This is a genomic window from Saccharothrix isguenensis (assembly GCF_052936305.1).
On record NZ_CP193626.1, the window covers coordinates 1,790,031 to 1,809,299 of the forward strand.

Annotated in this window: 19 protein-coding genes; 5 read left to right on the forward strand and 14 right to left on the reverse strand. The window is 70.8% G+C overall.

Going from position 1 to position 19,269, the window contains the following annotated elements; genetic code table 11:
* Positions 1-68: 68 nt before the first annotated feature.
* Entirely contained in the window at positions 69-221 is a 153-nt protein-coding gene (locus tag ACRAKI_RS08680) for a hypothetical protein (protein ID WP_447006533.1), read from the forward strand.
* A gap of 77 nt (positions 222-298) precedes the next feature.
* On the opposite strand, the gene ACRAKI_RS08685 is transcribed toward ACRAKI_RS08680, so the two are convergent.
* From ACRAKI_RS08685 to ACRAKI_RS08735, 11 genes are all read right to left on the reverse strand, one after another.
* Entirely contained in the window at positions 299-1,312 is a 1,014-nt protein-coding gene (locus ACRAKI_RS08685; RefSeq protein WP_447006534.1) for a hypothetical protein, read from the reverse strand.
* A 95-nt stretch (positions 1,313-1,407) separates the two neighbouring features.
* On the reverse strand, positions 1,408-2,172 hold the full coding sequence (locus tag ACRAKI_RS08690) for a hypothetical protein (protein WP_447006535.1): 765 nt from the start codon (positions 2,170-2,172) through the stop codon (positions 1,408-1,410).
* The gene (locus tag ACRAKI_RS08695; RefSeq protein WP_447006536.1) at positions 2,169-2,495 is read right to left on the reverse strand and encodes a hypothetical protein; all 327 of its coding nucleotides are present in this window, start codon (positions 2,493-2,495) and stop codon (positions 2,169-2,171) included. Before ACRAKI_RS08695 ends, ACRAKI_RS08690 begins: the two co-directional genes overlap by 4 nt.
* On the reverse strand, positions 2,492-3,178 hold the full coding sequence (locus ACRAKI_RS08700; protein ID WP_447006537.1) for a hypothetical protein: 687 nt from the start codon (positions 3,176-3,178) through the stop codon (positions 2,492-2,494). Before ACRAKI_RS08700 ends, ACRAKI_RS08695 begins: the two co-directional genes overlap by 4 nt.
* Positions 3,169-4,335 carry a hypothetical protein gene (locus ACRAKI_RS08705; protein ID WP_447006538.1) on the reverse strand — a complete coding sequence of 389 codons (1,167 nt, stop codon included), beginning with the start codon at positions 4,333-4,335 and terminating at the stop codon, positions 3,169-3,171. Before ACRAKI_RS08705 ends, ACRAKI_RS08700 begins: the two co-directional genes overlap by 10 nt.
* Before the next feature lie 512 nt (positions 4,336-4,847).
* Positions 4,848-6,254 carry a plasmid pRiA4b ORF-3 family protein gene (locus tag ACRAKI_RS08710; protein ID WP_447006539.1) on the reverse strand — a complete coding sequence of 469 codons (1,407 nt, stop codon included), beginning with the start codon at positions 6,252-6,254 and terminating at the stop codon, positions 4,848-4,850.
* Between the two features lie 98 nt (positions 6,255-6,352).
* Positions 6,353-6,763, reverse strand: coding sequence for an HNH endonuclease (locus tag ACRAKI_RS08715; RefSeq protein WP_447006540.1), 411 nt, complete (start codon positions 6,761-6,763; stop codon positions 6,353-6,355).
* A 63-nt stretch (positions 6,764-6,826) separates the two neighbouring features.
* Positions 6,827-8,938 carry a 3-hydroxyacyl-CoA dehydrogenase NAD-binding domain-containing protein gene (locus tag ACRAKI_RS08720; RefSeq protein WP_447006541.1) on the reverse strand — a complete coding sequence of 704 codons (2,112 nt, stop codon included), beginning with the start codon at positions 8,936-8,938 and terminating at the stop codon, positions 6,827-6,829.
* Complete coding sequence (locus ACRAKI_RS08725; RefSeq protein WP_447006542.1) at positions 8,935-10,155, reverse strand: thiolase family protein; 1,221 nt, start codon at positions 10,153-10,155, stop codon at positions 8,935-8,937. Before ACRAKI_RS08725 ends, ACRAKI_RS08720 begins: the two co-directional genes overlap by 4 nt.
* 83 nt (positions 10,156-10,238) lie before the next feature.
* Positions 10,239-10,688: an ABA4-like family protein gene (locus tag ACRAKI_RS08730; RefSeq protein ID WP_447006543.1), complete on the reverse strand. Its 450-nt coding sequence runs from the start codon at positions 10,686-10,688 to the stop codon at positions 10,239-10,241.
* Positions 10,685-11,614, reverse strand: coding sequence for a hypothetical protein (locus tag ACRAKI_RS08735; RefSeq protein WP_447006544.1), 930 nt, complete (start codon positions 11,612-11,614; stop codon positions 10,685-10,687). The genes ACRAKI_RS08730 and ACRAKI_RS08735 overlap by 4 nt, the downstream gene beginning before the upstream one ends.
* A gap of 91 nt (positions 11,615-11,705) precedes the next feature.
* Here ACRAKI_RS08735 and ACRAKI_RS08740 point away from each other — a divergent pair, with 91 nt between their 5' ends.
* Positions 11,706-12,413: a MerR family transcriptional regulator gene (locus ACRAKI_RS08740; RefSeq protein WP_447008364.1), complete on the forward strand. Its 708-nt coding sequence runs from the start codon at positions 11,706-11,708 to the stop codon at positions 12,411-12,413.
* A gap of 98 nt (positions 12,414-12,511) precedes the next feature.
* Here ACRAKI_RS08740 and ACRAKI_RS08745 read toward each other — a convergent pair whose 3' ends face one another.
* Together ACRAKI_RS08745 and ACRAKI_RS08750 are read right to left on the reverse strand one after the other, a co-directional pair.
* Positions 12,512-13,765, reverse strand: coding sequence for an HRDC domain-containing protein (locus tag ACRAKI_RS08745; RefSeq protein ID WP_447006545.1), 1,254 nt, complete (start codon positions 13,763-13,765; stop codon positions 12,512-12,514).
* A 67-nt stretch (positions 13,766-13,832) separates the two neighbouring features.
* On the reverse strand, positions 13,833-14,549 hold the full coding sequence (locus tag ACRAKI_RS08750; RefSeq protein ID WP_015099292.1) for a response regulator: 717 nt from the start codon (positions 14,547-14,549) through the stop codon (positions 13,833-13,835).
* A 254-nt stretch (positions 14,550-14,803) separates the two neighbouring features.
* Between ACRAKI_RS08750 and ACRAKI_RS08755 the strand changes: the two genes are divergently transcribed.
* Positions 14,804-15,967 (forward strand): dipeptidase, encoded by a 1,164-nt coding sequence (locus tag ACRAKI_RS08755; RefSeq protein ID WP_447006546.1) that lies wholly within the window; start codon positions 14,804-14,806, stop codon positions 15,965-15,967.
* A 148-nt stretch (positions 15,968-16,115) separates the two neighbouring features.
* On the opposite strand, the gene ACRAKI_RS08760 is transcribed toward ACRAKI_RS08755, so the two are convergent.
* Positions 16,116-16,652, reverse strand: a complete 537-nt coding sequence (locus ACRAKI_RS08760; protein WP_447006547.1) for a DUF3000 domain-containing protein — start codon at positions 16,650-16,652, stop codon at positions 16,116-16,118.
* 96 nt (positions 16,653-16,748) lie between these two features.
* On the opposite strand from ACRAKI_RS08760, the gene hemE reads away from it, so the two are divergent.
* Together hemE and hemG are read left to right on the forward strand one after the other, a co-directional pair.
* Positions 16,749-17,831 (forward strand): uroporphyrinogen decarboxylase, encoded by a 1,083-nt coding sequence (gene hemE / locus ACRAKI_RS08765; protein WP_447006548.1) that lies wholly within the window; start codon positions 16,749-16,751, stop codon positions 17,829-17,831.
* A 10-nt stretch (positions 17,832-17,841) separates the two neighbouring features.
* On the forward strand, positions 17,842-19,260 hold the full coding sequence (gene hemG / locus ACRAKI_RS08770; protein ID WP_447006549.1) for a protoporphyrinogen oxidase: 1,419 nt from the start codon (positions 17,842-17,844) through the stop codon (positions 19,258-19,260).
* The last annotated feature ends 9 nt before the right edge of the window (positions 19,261-19,269 follow it).

Sequence of the window (19,269 nt, forward strand, 5' to 3'; positions counted from 1 at the left end):
ACCGGTGGTGATCGTGGGGAGCTGGAGATCGACAGGGAAGGCCGTCGTTCTCCGACGCCTCGCACGCCGTGGCGCGTGCCGCGCTGATCCTGGAAGGGACTGTCGAGTTCACCCGGCAGCGGCGTGAGGTCATGGCCCGCGCGACCGAGAAGCTCACGGACGAAGATACCCGGTCCGACGAGCCGCCGGCCACCGCGAAGGCCCGGCTCGGGCCGGCCTGACCGGACCACGTTCCCCAGGCCTCATCCACCCGGGTCACAGGTGCACCGTCACCGGAATCGTCCTGCCGCTCATGCCCTCAGGGTGACCGCGAGGGCACGAGCGGCAGGCGGAACAGCCGCCGGCCGGTGAAGTATGCACCGCCGGTCAGCACGGCGGGTACGGCGATGACCGACAGCACCGCACCCACGAGGGCCGGGTGGGGGACGGGCTGGTCGGCCGGACCGCCGTCCAGGGAGAGTCCCAGGGACAGGCCGACACCGGAGATCGCCGCGCTGCCCAGCCCCAATCCCCAGACGACGCCGAGGGACCTGCGCGTCGTCAGCGCCCCGTCCACGTCCAGGTGCTCGTCCGTCACATACCGGCGGCCTCCACGCAGCACGGTGGCCGCGACGAACACCTGCACCACACCGATGGCCGCGAAGGTCCAACTCAGAGAGCCGAGCGCCGGGTAGATCCGGGGCAGGCGACCGCCGATCAGCACGATCATCATCGGTAGCAGAGCACCGGCGGTGAGCAACGCGGCACCGAGCCGCCCGCACCCCACGCGGATCTCCCGTGCACGCGCCGCCGAGATCCACACCTGGCGCTGCGGCGGTGGTGGGTAGGTCATGAACCCGGTCCCGCCGACGGTCGGGCTCGCCGCCGCGTCCTGGCCGACAGGAGGCGGAGCCGGGACCAGGAGACGGCGTCCCACGAAGAACAGGACACCGGTCAGCACCGGAGGCGAGGCCAGCAGGCACAGGTACGCCCAGACGCCGATCGTGAAGCGCACGCCCGGGTGGTGGGGGTTGTCCGCCTCGGCCGCGACGGTGGCCAGCAGCAGGAGGCAGGCGAAAGACGAGAAGACGATCGAGGTCACCCACATCGCGGCCAACAGCCTTCTGGTCCTCCGCGCGGCCTCGATGTCGAGGTAGCCGCCCCGGATGTGTGGCCGGACACCCGTCAAGCCGAGAGCGGCGTAGAGCACGTTGAGCACCGAAGCCCCGCCGATGATCCACACCACCGAGCCGAAGAAGTGGTAGGCGATCGGAAGACGAAGGCCGAGCACCACGATCGCCGTCGCGAGCGCGACGCTCGCGACGGCGAACAACCTGCCCGTCGAACCGCAGGCAGCGTGGACGTGCCGGGCGTGGGGCTCCGATATCCACACGTGCGGCGACGGCGGTGGCCCTGGTGCCGGGTGGATCACGATCCGGGCCGCCAATCCGACCCGTCTCCATCCTTGTCGCCGGCGTCCCTCATCGTTCCGGTGTCGGGCATCGCCCAGTCCGAACCGAGGTCGTGGATCTTCTGCATGATCGCCGTCTGCTCAGCCTCGATCGTGTTGACCTGTGACTTCATCGCCAGCACGGCCGCGCCGATGAGCGCGATGGCCGCGCCGCAGGCAGCGCTCAACGCGGCGATCCCCACCGGGGTGCCCACGACGGTGCACGCGCTCGCGACCGCACCGACGGCTCCGATCACGAACGCGCCCAAAGCGAACCACATGGTGAGCTGGAAGCTCTCGATCGCATTGGCCAGAGCGGTGAGCGAGGTGCGCAACTGGTTGGCGATGTCCTTGACCGCGTTCAAACCGGCTGCCTGAGGGGACGCCGCGGAATGGTAGGCCCGGGCCGCGCGCCCTTCCCACTCGATAGTCGTCCGAAGTTTGTCGAGGCCGACCGTGCCCGCGATGTCACCCAGTGCGTTGCCGACGTGCGCCACCCACTGCTCGCCCACTTGCTTGAGCCGGTCGGGGTCGCCCCACTGCTCGATCAGGTGGCCGACGTGGTCCCAGAGTTCTGCCACCTTCTCCGACAACAGCCGCATGCCCTGGACGATGGGGGAAATCATGTGCTCCAGCGGGGCCGGCACCCAGCTCAGGAGGCGGTCGACCTGGTCGAAGAACTCCTTGACGTTCTGCTCGGCGTCCCGCCTCTCCTCCTCCACCTGCCGCACCAGCGGGTTCACCGCGAGCCTCCTTGGTCGTGGATGCGGTCCATCGCCAGCCTGTTGGCTTCTTCTTCGCTTTCGTAGGTGTTCGCGGCGGCGTGCAGGCTCTCGCCGAGGCCGCAGAACGCTTGGATCGCCTGGGTGAGCATGTCCTCCAACGCGAGGCGGGCGTTGTCGTAGGTGCGGTCCAAGCCCCGGTCGGCCGCCCATTCGGACATGTCGGTGTCGGTGACCACGAGCCCACCGATCGCGGCACGTGGTGCCTCCAGGTTTTCGGAGGCGGCAGTCCAGAGGGCGGCGTCGGAGCGCATGGCTTCGAGCGCGACGGAGATGTCGGTCATGGCAGCAGCCCCACTCGGCGCAGCAGTGCGTTCGGATCGCTCACCAACGCGGTGAGTTCGGCGATGGCAGGGCTTCGCGGCCCTTGTGCGAGGTCGGCGGGAGCGCTGCGGGCTCGGAGTGCCCAAAGCACCTCCAGGACTTCCTGCTCCAACTCGCTGTTGCGGGCGGTGTGCGCCCAGGCCGGGTCCACGGCCACGTCGAGCACCTGCCCACGTTGCGCGGTGCCGCGCACGTGCCCGCCCCGGCTCTCGGCGGTGACCGGTCGGTCGGCCACCTCGGCGACCTGCCGCATGAAGCGGTCCAAATCGGCTTTCACGGCGCCCATGAGCAGCGTCGCCTCGTCCAGCGTGATGCGCGATCCAGCCCGCTGGGAGACAGTCGGCGTGGGCGGTTCTTCTACCGCCGGCCGCTCGACCTGCTTCACCAGCGCCTGCATGGTTGCCGCGTTCATCGCGGTCGTCACGGCAGAGCCCAGGCTCCTGGGATCGACGGACTGCTTCCACTGCGCTGCCAGCGTCACCGACAGCACGTCCGCCGAATCGTCGACCGTCACGGCCACGACGCGGTCGGCGTCCCACCCCCGTAGGACGTCGGCCACGTCGAGCGCAGCTTCCTGCTCCCGACGTGGCCGAAGGTCCTCCTCGTCGCCCTCTTCGAACCCGAACCTGAATGTCACGCCCACGCCGCCCCCTGCGATCCGTAGTCAATCGGATTCGGACTGTAGCGGGACGGCGTGCGCGGTCGAAGGCGAACCTGGACTATGTGGCGGCCGGCACCTCGAATCGAGTGCTCCGCCTCCGAGTGACGGCTCTGTTCAGCGGCTGTGCCAGACCAAGCGCATGTGCCGGCGGCGCTCGTCGGGGGCTTGTTCCGCGATGAACAACTCATCGGTGGTTCGGTAGACGCAGTCGATCCCCAACCGGTGCAGCAGACCAACGCCGTCGGCGCGGGGCGCTCCGGGAAGAGGGCCACCAGACGGGTGACCGGCTCCGGGCTGTCCACCGCGTAGTCGAGCAGTTGAGCCACAGCCTCCCGCACCTTCCCGTGCGTGCCCAGACTCTTCGCCTCGACGACCACGACGTCCGCGCCGTCGCGGTAGTACAGGTCGGCCCGCTTGCCACTCGGCGTGACGAAACTGTGCATTTCGACGTCGGAGCGGAAAGCCCGGTAGTGGGCGACCAGTCGAGCCTCGACCCGTTCGTACGCGGTCTGCCGCTCCGCGATCCGGTGCCAGACGACGTCCACGTGGGTTCGTTCGACGGGGATCACGCGGGTGTCGAGCCCGACGAGGCCGGCGGTGGCGTTCAGCCTGGCGCTCAACTCCGCCTCCACGGTGCCCGGGTTGATGCCGAAAGCGGTGATCAGGCGCGACGACCGAGGCTCCTCGACGACGCGCTGCCCGTACACGTAGTCACCGGCGGTGAACCCTTCGATGCTCCAGAGGTCGGTGATCGGGTAGTCGGTGAGCCGGACGTTGAGGACGCTGTACACGTTGGTGAAGCTCGAATCGTTGGCGTGCTGGTTCCAGAGGAGGTCCGCCAAGGGCTCGTTGCGGAACAGGTGTCCGATCTCGCCGGTGGCCTTGATCTTCTTCTCACCGACGAACAGCACGACGCCCCCTGCGCGCAGCCGTTCCATGGGCTTGTCGTGACGGGGGATCGCACCCCAGAAGTGCGCTTCACCGGATGGGTGCAACTCCTCCAGTCGGGCCAGATCGGCCTCGGACAAGAGTGAGCGGTAGGGCTCCTGTGTGAAGGCGACGGAACCCGCGAGCGTTTCGTGGAAGCGCTTCCTCGTGTCGGGATTGCCGTAGCAAGGGGCAAGAAGAGCGAGCGTCATGGACGGTCCCCCACCGGTCGTCACTTGAACGTGTGGGGGGTTGACCTTAGGTCCCGAACATCGTGCTGTCACCGGTATGGGTGAAGAGTGTGAGTGCTCGGCTCTCGGTCACCGCCGTCGGTGCGATCAATAGGCTCTGGCGCGGTTCGTCAACGCGATGAAGACTCGGGCGAGTGACCCACAAGTGGTTGCCGTCGTGACATTTCGATGTCCGGACACCGACCACGAGGCCAGCGTCGGCCTGGTGGAGAACGTCGTCGAACTCTGAGCTCGGTGCGAGCCTTGCGGCTCAAGCCCCGCGCCTCGCGCACCTCGTTGGTCCGGAGGTCGAGCAGGTCCCCGACGTAGCCGCCGCCGAGCCTGTTCGCCACGTCGCCGGCCCGCAGCGACAGCCCGGCGGCGTTGAGCGCGGTGTCCAGGGTGGCCCGTTCGGCCGCCCCTGCCGCAGTTCCCCGGGGGTCCTCCGAACCGGACGACGACACCGAGGCCGGACCGGCACGGCGGAACGCCCGTCACGGCTTGACGGGCACCTTCGCCTGGCGCGAGAGGTAGTCGTTCACCTCGTCGGCGTCGAAGGCGGCCGGGTCGAAGTCGGTGGCGGAGTCCAGTTCCAGCCACTCCAGCCGTTCGGCGTGCTCCGGGTGCTCGGGGTCGGTCAGCACGTCGCACAGGTGCGCGTAGCCCCAGATGCCGCCGCTGTCCTCCGGCGGGGCGGCACGGCGGCCGGTGAGGCAGCGGGGGTAGGCGGCACCCGGTTCGGCTTGGACGACGTCCTCCACCAGGATGTCGTGGTCCCATGCGTCCCCGAAGTCGTACAGGTAGCCGATGCGGTCCTTGGGGTTGCGCGCCACGTCGGCCAGCGTCACGGTGGCGGCGTCGCCGTGACCGAGCTCCGGATCGGGCATCCCGTACTCGCCCTGGGGCGTGTCGAAGACCCACAGGTGGTAGTCCTCCCAGGCGAACAAGTCCTGGACGGCCTGGTGCAGTCGCACCAGCGGCGTGGACGACAGCACCTCGACCCGGCGCCAGATCGGCGGCTTCGACCCGCGCAGGGTGATCTTCAGCCGGTGCACGCTGGTGTCGAGGGCGGTCGGCGCGGCCTCCGGGAGCAGTTCCAGCCGCTGTTCGAGCAGCGCCAGGGTCGTCGTCACGTCTTCCACCTGGTCCGGCTCGACCGGGCACGGCTCGCGTTCGAGCGCGTCCGCCACGATCCCGCGCGCCTGTTCGGGCGTGTACTCCCGGAACGGGAAGCCCAGCTCCGCGGCCGCGTGGACGTACCCGGCCCGGATCTGCTTCGGCTGGTCGCTGACGAAGCAGTCCTTGAGGCCGCCGAGGTCGTGGTCGATCAACAGGACGAGGACGTGCGACTTGCGTCCGTACGAGAAGGTCAGCGCCAACCCCTCTTGAGCGCCGCGCGGGTCCGCGTAGCCGAAGCAAGCGCCGACGGTCGGCTTGCCCACCGTCGTCGCCCACTTCGGGTCGCGCAGCCCGCTCGCGACGAGGCGGTCGGCGGCCTGGGCCGCGATCGGCCGCACCTCCGGCGGCGCGAGCACCGCGAACGCCCTGGCCAGGGCGAGGGCTTCCGGCCCGCCCGTGGCCTCCGCGTCGGAGATCATGGCGGCCACCACGTCCGGGAAGTCCTGCGGATCGACGCTGCCGCCGATCGCGCCCAGGAACTCCGAAGCGGTCAGCTCGGCGTCCAGCGGTCCGCAACCCGGCTCCAGCAGCGGTGAGAAGCCGTCGAGAACCGCCATCCCGAGTTCGGCCACCGGCTGGACGAAGCCTGCCTCGGTCAGGCGGTCCACCGCGTCGGGCACGTCCCGGGCGGTGTCGACGAGCCGCAACGCCTCCTCGGGGGCTCCTTGGTCAGCCAGCATCGCGCGGAGGTCGGACAGAGTGGGCTGGGCATCGTTCGACACCCGCCCAATCGTGCCACCCGCGTCAGTGGCGTCGTACACGGCTCCTGGACCTGAACGTCCCTCACGCGAACGAGACGTGGACGCCCCTGCCCGGGGGTTCAGCCGGACTCGGGGGGACCGCCCGCACGTCCGCCGGCCGTGTCCGTCAAGCGGCGGAGCTGGGCGGCCAGGTAGGGGCGGGCACGGCGCTGACCTCCCCGGTCGGCGATGGCCCGGGACAGAGCCTCCAGGGCCCTGGTCACGCGGTCCCGGTCGGGGTGCCAGCCCCGGCGTTCGCACTCGGCCAGCCAGTCGACGGGGGAGAGGTGGCCGCGTTCGCGGTTGCAGCGGCGGCAGGCGGCAACCTCGTTCTCCTGCCACGACGGGCCGCCCTTGACCTTGGGCACCAGGTGGTCGGTCGTCGGGGTGACCTGGCCGGTGAACGGGCGGCGGCACCACGTGCAGTCGTCACCGTCCCGGAGGATGGCCTCGGCGAGACGGGTGGGGCGGTCGTGGGCGGCTTCTGGCATCGACCACCAGGAAAGCACTGCGCCCCGGCCGTCGCACGACAGCCGGGGCGCAGGGAACTGGGATCAGGCAGGGACGGAGGCGACGCCGGGCGGCAGGAAGCGCTTGCCCGTCACCTTCTCCGAGATGCCCGAACGGTCCAGGAAGGGGGTGATGCCGCCGAGCCAGAACGGCCAGCCGGCGCCGAGGAGCATGCACAGGTCGATGTCCTGCGCCTCCGCGACCACGCCTTCGTCCAGCATGATCCGGATCTCCTCGGCCATCGCCTCCAGCGCCCGCGCGAAGACCTCTTCACCGGTCAACGGCTTGTCGCCGAACGACCACAGCGCCTGCACCTCGGGGTCGACCGACTGCTTGCCGGCCGAGTCCCACTGGTAGACGGCGGTCTTGCCGGCCTTCACGAACTCCTTCATGTTCTCCGACACGCCGAACCGGTCCGGGAACGCCCGGTTCATCGTCTCCGCCACGTGCAGCGCGACGGCGGGGCCGACGAGCTGCAGCAGGATGAGGGGCGACATCGGCAGGCCCAGCGGCTCGGTGGCCTTGTCCGCCACCTCGAACGGCGTGCCCTCGTCGATCGACTTCACGACCTCGCCCATGAACCGCGTCAGCAGCCGGTTCACCACGAACGCCGGAGCGTCCTTCACCAGCACCGAGGACTTCTTCAGCTGCTTGCCCACCGCGAACGCCGTTGCCAGCGTCGCGTCGTCGGTCCGCTCGGCCCGCACGATCTCCAGCAGCGGCATGATCGCCACCGGGTTGAAGAAGTGGAAGCCGACGACCCGCTCCGGGTGCTTCAGGCCGGAGGCCATCTCGGTGATCGACAGCGACGACGTGTTGGTCGCCAGCACCGCCTCCGCCGACACGTGCTCCTCGACCTCGGCGAACACCTTCTGCTTCACGCCCAGGTCCTCGAACACGGCCTCGATGACGAAGTCCGCGTCCGAGAACGCCGCCTTGTCCAGCGAACCGGACACCAGCGCCTTGAGCCGGTTCGCCTTGTCCGCCGACACGCGCTTCTTGCCGAGCAGCTTGTCGATCTCGGCGTGCACGTACCCGACGCCCTTGTCCACCCGTGCCTGGTCGATGTCGGTGAGCACCACCGGCACCTCCAGCCGCCGCGCGAACAGCAGCGCCATCTGCGATGCCATCAGGCCCGCGCCGACGATGCCGACCTTGGTCACCTTGCGCGCCAACGACCTGTCCGGCGCGCCGGCCGGCCGCTTGGCCCGCTTCTGCACCAGGTTGAACGAGTACAGCCCGGCCCGCAGCTCGTCGCTCATCACGACGTCCGCCAGCGCCTCGGTCTCCGCCGCGTACCCGGCGTCCAAGTCGTTGGCACGGGCCAGCTCCAACAGCTCGAGAGCCTTCAGCGCACCCGGCGCCGCACCCTTGGTCTTGCCCTCGACGATGGCCCGCGCACGCGCCACGGCCGCGTCCCAGCCCGCACCGCGGTCGATCTCACGGCGCGCGGGCACGACGTCGCCGCGCACCACGGACGCCAGCCACAGCAGCGACTGCTCCAGGTAGTCCGCCGAGTCGAACAGCACGTCCGCGATGCCCAGCTCCAACGCCTGCTTGGGGTTGAGCATCTTGTTCTGGTTCAACGCGTTCTCGAAGATCACGGTGACCGCGTCGTTCGCGCCGATCAGGTTCGGCAGCAGCTGCGTGCCGCCCCAGCCCGGGAACAGGCCGAGGAACACCTCGGGCAGCGCGATGGCCGCCGCGTTGGACGCCAGCGTCCGGTAGTGGCACGACAGCGCCAGCTCCAGGCCGCCGCCCATCACCGCGCCGTTGACGAACGCGAAGGTCGGCACGGGAGACTCGGTGAACTTGCGGAACACGTCGTGCCCGAGCCGCCCGATCGTCACGGCCTGCTCGCGGTGGGTGGCGTTCTCCACGGCCGTCAGGTCCGCGCCCACGGCGAAGATGAACGGCTTGCCGGTGACCGCGATCGCCGCCGGTGACGCCGCTGCCGCCTCGTCGAACGCCGCGTTCAGGCTCACCAGCGACTGCGGGCCGAACGTCGACGGCCTGGTGTGGTCGTGGCCGTTGTCGATGGTGATCAGCGCGACCTTGCCGTCGACACCGGGCACGGAGATCAGCCGGGTGCGGGCGTGGGTCACGACCTCGTCGGGAAAGAGGGCCTTGGCCTCGTCAGCGGTCAACGTGGTCACTTGTTCTCCCCGTTCCACAGCGGGTTCTCCCAGATAACGGTGCCGCCCATGCCGATGCCGATGCACATGGTGGTGATGCCGTAGCGCACGTCGGGGCGCTCGGCGAACTGCCGCGACAGCTGGGTCATCAGCCGCACGCCGGACGACGCGAGCGGGTGGCCGGTGGCGATCGCGCCGCCCCACTGGTTGACCCGCGGGTCGTCGTCGGCGATGCCGAAGTGGTCCAGGAAGGCGAGCACCTGCACCGCGAACGCCTCGTTGATCTCGAACAGACCGATGTCCTCGATGGACAGACCCGCGCGCTTGAGGGCCTTCTCCGTCGCCGGCACCGGGCCGATCCCCATGACGTCGGGCTCGACGCCCATGAACGAGTAGCCCACCATGCGCATGCCGACGGGCAGGCCCAGCTCGCGGGCGGTCTCCTCCTCGGCCAGGATGCAGCCGGTGGCGCCGTCGTTCAGGCCCGCCGCGTTGCCCGCGGTGACCCGGCCGTGCGGGCGGAACGGCGTCTTCAGCTTGCCCAGGTCCTCGACGGTGGTGCCGGGACGCGGCGGCTCGTCGGCCGTCGCCAGGCCCCACCCGTGCTCCGCCGACCGGGTCGCGACCGGCACGAACTCGGGGCCGATCTTGCCGTTCTTCACCGCGTCGGCGTACTTGGCCTGCGACGCCGCCGCGAACGCGTCGGTGCGCTGCTTGGTGATGGCCGGGTACCGGTCGTGCAGGTTCTCCGCCGTCGAGCCCATGACGAGCGCGGACGGGTCCACGATCTTGTCGGACAGGAACCGCGGGTTGGGGTCGACGCCCTCGCCCATCGGGTGCCGGCCCATGTGCTCGACACCGCCCGCGATGACCACGTCGTACGCGCCGAACGCGATGCCGCTGGCCGACGTCGTCACGGCCGTCATCGCGCCCGCGCACATGCGGTCGATGGCGTAGCCGGGCACGGACTTCGGCAGGCCCGCGAGCAGCGCCGCGGTGCGGCCGATGGTCAGGCCCTGGTCGCCGGTCTGCGTGGTGGCCGCGATCGCCACCTCGTCGACCCGTTCCGGTGGCAGCTCGGGGTGGCGCCGCAGCAGCTCGCGGATGACCTTGACGACCAGGTCGTCGGCACGGGTTTCCGCGAAGATTCCCTTGGGGCCGGCCTTGCCGAACGGCGTGCGCACGCCGTCGACGAAGACCACGTTTCGAACGCGTGCCGGCGCTACTGGTGCGGCCACGGCGTCTCCTCCACTTGTGGTGACGATTCGCCCGAACGGCGGGGCGCGACTCCTACCGATCGGTAACACAACTGTAGACCCCGTTACTGGCCGGTAACCACCGTGGCTCCCCTGTCGGGTGTGTCACAGAACGCGCGGATGGCCAGGAACAGCCCGAACCCGAACGGGGACATGATGATCGCGAACGTCAGCAGCGGCCCCATGAGCAGCGGGTGCAGTCCCAAGCGGCGGCCCTCCCGGTACATCCACGCCCCGATCAGCAAGTCCCAGGCGAGCACCTGTGCCCAGATCGCGGAGGCGCCCCACGGCGTGGCCATGAACTCCCTCAGCGCGTCCAGGTCCGGACTGCTCATCGTCGCCCACAACTCCGGCAGGTGCCCGGCGACCAGGACCGCGTAGACGACCAACGGCGGCACTGCGATCCACGGCGACGACACGACCCGGCCCGTCACCGACCACTTCGGGGCGAAGATCATCAAACCCCAGAACGGCACGGTGAGCCAGAACGTGATCTCGAACAGGAACCCGGTCATGTCCGCACCGCCTCCGTCTTGTCGGTCTTGTCGGGAGTCGTGCCGGGAGTCGTGCCGGGGGTTGCGCGCAGTGCCCGTGCGACGACTGCGGCGGTCCAGGCGAGCACGGCAAGCGCGCCCAGGGCGGTGAGCAGGTCCGGGCGCAGCAGCGGTTGCCCGCGCAGCGCCTGCCACGTCAGCAGCGCGATCAGACCCGCGTACCCGATGGCGAGGCCCCAGACGAACCGCGGGGTCGCGCGCCGACGGAACAGCATTGCCGCCAGCGGGAGGAGTTGGAGCGCGTGGATGCCGACGAAGTGCGGGATTCGCAGGTCGCCGCCCGTGGTGCTCCACCCGGTCAACAGCATCTCCGGTCCACCGTCGGGCACGCCGACGCTGTGCGCGCCCACGACGCCGCCGCTGCTGTCCTGGCCGGGCGCGGGCGCGATCATCAGGAACCCGAGTGCGAGGCCGACCAGGGTGAGGGCGGTGCCGAGCCTGATCGCGAGACCGGTGGCGCGCTCCGTGAACCTCGTGAACAGCAGTGCGATGGCGATCAGCGCGTGCATGGCCCAGACGACCACGATGGTGATCCCCATGGCGCGCCACAGCGCCTGGTCGAACGGGGTGGCCACGTTGAAGTGGCTCCGCGTGCCCCGGACCACCTGGCCGACGATGAGGGCCATCTCGACGGCGCTGGCCACCGCGAGCGTGGTGCCCGCCCACCAGCCGGTTCGGCGCAGCTTGGTGGTGAGGGTGAGCATCCACGCCAGGGTGACGCCGTAGAGGGCGAAGGACACCGCGAACTTGAACGGCTTGAACCAGATCGGGGACCCCGCGACAATCCGGTCGTCGATGATCAGTCCCGCGAGGGACACCGGGATCAGGGCGACCATCAGCAGGGAGAACAGCATCAACGGCGGGTGCGGGCGAAGGAAGCGGAACACGGACGGCTCCTCATTTGGATAGCAGCACTTTCTACTATCGGATAGTTACAGTATCCATGCTGAGGGTCGTCTCAGGAAGGGGCACGTGTCCATGCGCATCGCCGAGTTGAGCCGTCGCAGCGGCGTGCCCGTGCCGACGATCAAGTACTACCTGCGGGAGGGGCTGCTCCCGGCCGGTGAGCTGACCAGCCCCAACCAGGCCCGGTACTCGGACGCGCACCTGCACCGGCTGCGGCTCGTGCGGGCGATGGTCGAGTTGGGCGGGTTGTCGATCGCGGCCGTGCGCGACGTGCTGACGGCTTTGGACGACCCGGCCAAGTCCATATACAAGGCGATGGGCACGATCTCCGCCGCGGTCGCGCTGCCGGACCTGGGCGCCGAGGACGAGGTGGCGAACGAGCAGGTCGAGGCGTTCCTGCAGCGGCAGGGGTGGGTGTGCCGTCCGGCGTCGTACGCGCACAAGGCGTTGGTCGGCGTGCTGGCCACGGCGCGGGAGGTCGGCCACGAGCGGTTCGCGGACCTGCTCGACGGGTTCGGGCGGGCCGCCATACCGTTGGCGGAGGCCGATCTGGAGTACGTGCTGGCGGCGGAGACGAAGGACGAGGCGCTGGAAGGCGTCGTCGTGGGAACCGTGCTGGGTGACGCGGCGATGGCGGCCGTGCGTGCCATGGCGCGGCGTGAACTGTCGGGGCGGCTCGCAGCCGAGGAGTCCGGCGCCGAAGGGGCCGGTGCCGAGGAGGTCGAGGCGGAGTCCTGCTCGGGGTCGGATGGTGCCGACCCCGAGCAGGGGAAGTCCTGAACGACCTGCGCCGGGCGTTCTGAGCGGTGGACCCGCGTGTTCCGAGCGGTGAACTCAGGTGTCCGGAACGCAGGACACACGCGTTCCGGACGTAGGACTCACGCGGGGTCGTCGGACTCGGGGGTGAGGGCCTCCGACAGGACGTCGGCGGTGAGGGTGATCTGCCAGTTGCGGGCGCCGCCGGCTCGCAGGGCCGCGGCCACGCCCTCGGGCGAGGTGTCCTCGGGCGGCTGCCAGCACGTGCGGCGCACGAGGTCGGGCAGCAGGAGGTTCTCGACCGGGAGGGTGTTCGCCTCGGCCACCGCCGTCAACGCCGTCCGTGCCGCCGCCAGGCGTGCCGCGGCGGCCGGGTCCTTGTCCGCCCACCGGTTGGCGGGCGGCGGCCCGTCGTGCTGCTGTGAGGGCTCTGGCAGCTCGGACTTCGGCAGCGCCGCGGCGCGCTGCAACGCGCCCAGCCACACGCCGACCATGCGGCGTTGCGCCCGACCCCGGAACACCGGGAGCGCGGACAGCGCCGCCTCGTCCGCCGGAGCGCGCACGGCCGCGTCGACCAGTGCCGCATCGGGCAGCACCCGGCCCGGCGCGATGTCGCGTTCACGGGCCAGCGCGTCCCGGGCCTCCCACAGCGCCCGCACCGCGGCCAGCTGCCGGGGGTTGCGGATCCGGTGGATGCCCGACGTGCGGCGCCAAGGCTCCGCACGTGGACGCGGCAGGGGCGCCAGGCGGGCGGCCTCGAACTCTTCGAGCGCCCACTCCAGCTTCCCCTGCCGCTTCAGCTCCTGTTCGAGCACGTCACGCAGCTCGACCAGCAGTTCCACGTCGAGGGCGGCGTAGTTGAGCCAGTCGGCGGGAAGGGGGCGGCGCGACCAGTCGGCCGCACCGTGCCCCTTCTCCAACCGGTAGCCCAAAAGCCGCTCGACGAGCGTTCCCAGCGCCACCCGTTCGAACCCGGCCAGCCTGCCCGCCAGCTCGGTGTCGAACAACACGCTCGGACGAAGCCCGAGTTCGGCGAGGCACGGCAGGTCTTGCGACGCCGCGTGCAGCACCCACTCGGTCCCGTCCAGCGCCTCGACCAGCGGGTCTATCCGGCCGCCAAGGGCGATCGGATCGACCAGCACGGTCCCGGCGCCTGCCCGGCGCAATTGCACCAGGTAGGCCCGTTGCGAGTAGCGGTATCCCGAGGCTCGCTCGGTGTCCACCGCAACCGGACCCGTCGCTCCGGCGAGCGCATCAGCGGCACGCCGGAGCGACGGTGCGTCGGCGACGACAGGCGGAACACCGTCAGCGGGTTCCACCAGCGGCACCGGATCAGCACCGGTTGGTTCGGTTGGCTCGTCGGAGGGTACGTCCACGGCGGAAGACCCTACGACGAACGCACCACTCGCGGGTGTGTTCGGCCGGTTCAGTGTGCCGACCTGCTCAGCGGATCACGCCGGCACGCATGGCCAGCGCCACCATCTGAGCCCGATCCCCGGTGCCCAGCTTGCGCCCGATCCGCGACAGGTGAGACTTCACCGTCAGCGCGGAAAGGCTGAGCGCTTCGCCGATTTCCTTGTTGCTCTGGCCATCGGCGACCAGCTGGAGGACCTCGACCTCACGCGCGGACAGCTCCCGCGGCGTGTTGTCGGTGCCCGGCACCCTCGTGCCCGCAGCAAGCACGGGCGCAACGCTCGGATCTGCGTAAACGCCACCATCGAGCACCCTGCGCACCCCGTCGGTGACCACCATCGGCGAGGCGGACTTCAGCAGGTACGCCTGAGCGCCCGCCTGGAAGGCCGACCTGACCGCATAGGGGTCATCGGAGGACGCGAGCACCACGATGCGGGGCCAGCCCTGGGCACGGAGTTCCGTGACCAGGTCGATGCCGGTGCCATCCGGCAGGCCCAGATCGAGGATCGCGAGATCGCACGGTCCTGTCGCGAGTGCCCGCGCCCGAGCCTCCGCGACCGAAGCCGCCTCATGCACTGTCCCGGCTCCCATCTGGGTGAGCCGAGCCGATATCGCCTCCCTCAGCAGTGGGTGGTCGTCGACCACCAGCACTGAAAAAAGCTCCTCCCGCGGGTGCGGGACCATGTTCGCCGGCAACGAGCCGGCTGGCGTGGTACGAACGGCCTGACCTAAGCCGACGGCAGCCACGTCACTACCTCCCTGGAGTCGGTCGTGCCCCCCGACCGGCACCGGGACTTTCGTCCAATCAGCCGCGCCACTGATCGACCGAAAGTGGTGTCGTCTGGGGCAGCGTAGCCGCCCAAGCGGGTCTACGGGACGATCAATCGGGTATCTATCCCCAATGAGTTGTCACTGATCGCTCTTGTTGTCACACGATCGGCTGACAACTCGATAGAGCGCGTAACGCGAGCGGTTCTCACGACGACATCTAGGAGTTGCGGGTGGCGAGCACCACGGGTCGAGCGCGGGCCGAGGAACTGCTGGCCCGCGTGCCGCTGATCGACGGGCACAACGACCTGCCCTGGGCACTGCGCGATCTCGCCACCGAGGGACAACTCGGTGAAAAGTCAACACCCGGTGACCTGGCCGCCGCCGTCTCGGTCATCGACCTGACGACGCGGCAGCCGGCGTTGCAGACCGACCTGGTGCGGGCGCGCGACGGCCGGTTGGGGATGCAGTTCTGGTCCGTCTGGGTCCCCTGCCGACTGGCGGGCGCCGCAGCCGTCACCGCCGTCGTGGAGCAGGTGGAGTTGGTCCACGACCTCGCCGCGCGCTACCCGGAGCACCTCCGGATCGCGACCACGGCGGACGAGGCCGAACGGGCGTTCCGGGACGGGCGGATAGCGTCGCTGATCGGCGCGGAGGGCGGGCACAGCATCAACGGCTCGCTGGACGTGCTGCGGGCGTTGCGGCGGCTCGGGGTGCGGTACATGACGCTCACTCACAACGAGAACACGCCGTGGGCGGATTCGGCGACCGATGAGCCGGTGCACGGCGGGCTGTCCGACTTCGGGCGGGACGTCGTGCGCGAGATGAACCGGATCGGGATGCTGGTCGACCTGTCGCACGTGGCGGCGTCGACCATGCGGGACGCGCTGGACGTGTCGTCGCGGCCGGTCGTGTTCAGCCACTCGTCGTGCCGGGCGGTCGCCGACCACCCGCGCAACGTGCCGGACGACGTGCTGGGGCGGCTCAGGGACAACGACGGCGTGTGCATGGTGACGTTCGTGCCGCACTTCGTGTCGCGGCCGTACGCGGAGTGGGACGCCCGGCTGAAGGACGCGATGGACGCGGCGGGGGAGAGCCACAACGACCTCGACGCCCGGCACCGGTTCATCGACGCCTGGCCGGACGCCGGCCCGACGCCTCGCGTGACGATGGACGACGTGATCGCGCACCTTGAGCACGCGCGTGAGGTGGCAGGCATCGACCACATCGGGCTGGGCGGCGACTACGACGGGACGCGGAACCTGCCGGAGGGCATGGAGGACGTGTCGTGCTACCCGAGCCTGATCGGGGCGCTGCTGGACCGGGGCTGGAGCGAGGACGACTGCGCCAAGCTCGCCGGCCGCAACGTCCTCCGCGTCCTCCGCGCCAACGACTGACCCTGGCCACCTGGCCGCCGCCGTGCGCGGCCGGCGGCTTCGTGGTGTCCGAGCGCGCGACTCGCGGTGCCGGAGTGGACGACTCGCGTGGTGGGAGCGCTCTCACGCGCGAGTCGTCCGGTCGGGCACCGCGAGACTGCCGGTGGGGTCAGCGGAGGGTGGTCACGCCTACCGGGGGTAGGCCCACGGCGGTGGCCATGAGGTCGAAGAACGCGGTGCCGTGGGCGGCCAGTTCGGCGGTCTCGGCGGTCCAGGACGCGCGCAGCTCCATGTCGTCCGTGCGCGCGGGGCCGGCTATGTCGCCGAAGCGGGCCGACGACGTCTGCGTCACGGTGCCGCCCAGCGCCAGGAACGCCGCGCCGGACACCTCCAGCGCCTCCACCAGCCACGACCAGCCGACCTCGGGCAACAGGGGGTCGGCGGCCAGTTCGGCGTCCAACTCCACCCGCACGTACGCCACCAGCCGGAAGACGCCGGACCAGGCCTCGACCCCCTCGGGGTCGTGCAGCAGCACCAGCCGTCCGGTGGACAACTCGTCGGCGGGCCCGGTCACCTCCGCGGTCAACGCGAAGGACCAAGGCGCAAGCCGCTGCGGCGGGCGCACCTCGGTCAACTCCAGTTCGGGTCGGGTTCGCACCGACCGGAGCGTCGCCACCGCCCGCTGGAACAGTTCGGGCTCCGTCACACCACGGACTGTAGGCCCCTGAACCCCGGAACGTGAGCGCGGCACGCCGGACCTCAAGACGCCGCCCGTCCACCGCGTGGGACGATGGGGAACGAGATGAACGACATCACCGAAGCCGAAGCCGAAGCCGCCACCGAGGCCGGGTCCGAAGCCGGAGCGCCGCTGCTGGTCGCGGCGCGCGGCGGCCGGCCGTCACGCACCCCGGTCTGGTTCATGCGCCAGGCGGGCCGCTCCCTGCCGGAGTACCGCAAGCTGCGCGAAGGCACCGCGATGCTGGACGCCTGCATGGACCCGGACATGGTCTGCGAGATCACCATGCAGCCCGTCCGCCGCCACGACGTGGACGCCGCGATCCTGTTCTCCGACATCGTCGTGCCGCTCAAGGCCGCCGGTGTCGACCTGGACATCGTGCCGGGCACCGGACCGGTCGTGGCCCACCCGATCGCGACGGAGGCCGACGTCAAGGCGCTCCCCGAGCTGCACGAGGAGCAGGTGCAGCCGGTGGTCGAGGCGATCGGGCTGCTGAACAAGGAGCTCGGCGACGTGCCGCTGATCGGCTTCGCCGGCGCGCCGTTCACCCTCGCCTCCTACCTGGTCGAAGGCGGCCCGAGCAAGCACCACGAGCGCACCAAGGCGCTCATGCACGGCAACCCCGACCTGTGGCACGCCCTGCTCGACCGGCTGGCCGGCATCACCGCGGAGTTCCTGCGCGTGCAGGTCCAGGCGGGCGTGAAGGCGGTGCAGCTGTTCGACTCGTGGGCGGGCGCGCTGTCCGAGCGCGACTACCGCGAGTTCGTCCTGCCGCACTCGACCAGGGTGCTCCAGGGCGTCACGGGTGTGCCGCGCATCCACTTCGGCGTCGGCACGGGCGAGCTGCTGCCCGCGATGCGCGAGGCGGGCGCGGACGTGGTGGGCGTCGACTGGCGCACGCCGCTGGACGTCGCCGTCCAGCGACTCGAGAAGGCCGCACCCCACCTGCCGAAACCGGTGGTGCAGGGCAACCTCGACCCGGCCCTGCTGTTCGCGGGCGTGCCCGCGCTGGAAGGCGAGGTCGAGCGGATCAAGCGCGAGGGCGAGGCCGCCGCCGGCCACATCTTCAACCTCGGTCACGGCGTGCTGCCCGACACCGATCCGGACATGATCACGCGGGCCGTCGAGCTGGTGCACCAGCAGGGGTGACGGCACGGTGATGAGAGCGCTGCGAGTCGCGGTGGTCGGGGGCGGGATCTCCGGCCTGGCCACCGCGCACCGGCTGCGCCAGCTGCTCGGCCCGTCGGCCGAGATCACCGTGGTGGAGCAGACCGACCGGCTGGGCGGCAAGCTGCGCACCGCCGAGGTCGGCGGCCGTGCCTACGACGTGGGCGCGGAAGCGTTCCTGCACCGCCGCCCCGAGGCCGCCGACCTGATCGCCGAGATCGGCCTGGGTGACCAGCTCGCGCACCCCACGAAGGCGCCGTCGAGCATCCACGCCGACGGCGACACCCGGCCGATGCCCGCGCACACCCTGATGGGCGTCCCCGCTTCGGTGGAATCGGTGCGCCAGGTCCTGTCCAGCGAAGGCCTGCGCCGGGTCGCCGCCGAACCCGACCTGCCGCCGATCCGCCTCGACGGCGCGGACGTCGCCGTGGGCGCGCTGCTGACCGAACGGTTCGGCCCCGAGGTGGGGCAACGCCTGGTGGGGCCGCTCCTGGGCGGTGTGTACGCGGGCCGCACGGACGTCCTCGGCCTGCGCGCGACCATGCCGCAACTGGCCTGCGCGCTGGACTCCGGCGTCGGCTCGCTGCTGGCCGCCGCCGCCACCGCGATGCCCGCGCCACCCCAACCGAGGGTCACCCGACCGCCGGTCTTCGGCACGCTCCGAACCGGCCTGGAGACCCTGGTGACCCGGCTCGCCGAGGTGGCGGAACCGGACATCCGGCTGGGCCTGCCGGTGCGCGCCCTGACCCGTCGCGAGCGCGGCTGGCGGCTGGAGATCGGCTCCGCCGCCGCGCCCCGGCACCTCGACGTGGACGGCGTGGTGCTCGCGGTGCCCGCGCCCGCGTCCCGCAAACTGCTCGCCGACGTCGCACCCGCCGCGTCCCGCCGCTACGCCGAGGTCGAGCTGGCGTCGATGGCGCTGGTGTCGCTGGCCCTGCCGCCCGGCACCGAGCTGCCCGACCGCTCCGGCGTGCTGCTGGCCGAGGGCGAACGGGCGCCGGACGGCGTCCCGTTCACCGCGAAGGCGTTCACCTTCTCCAGCCGCAAGTGGGCGCACCTCGCCGGTGAACCGGTGCTCGTGCGCGGCAGCGTCGGACGGCATGGCGAAACGCACCTGGTGCAGCGGGACGACGAGGACCTCGTCGCGGCGGTCCGGCACGACCTCCACCAGCTGACCGGGATCACCGCCCAGCCCATCGACACCGTCGTGACGCGCTGGGGCGGCGGCCTGCCGCAGTACGGCGTGGGCCACCTGGACCTGGTCCGGGACATCGAGGACGCGGTCGCCGACGTGCCCGGACTGGCCGTGGCGGGCGCGACGCTGCACGGCGTCGGCATCCCCGCGTGCATCGCGACGGCGGACGCCGCGGCGGCCCGTGTCGCCGCTCACGTGCTCGGCCAGGTTCGCTGAGTGAGAGGA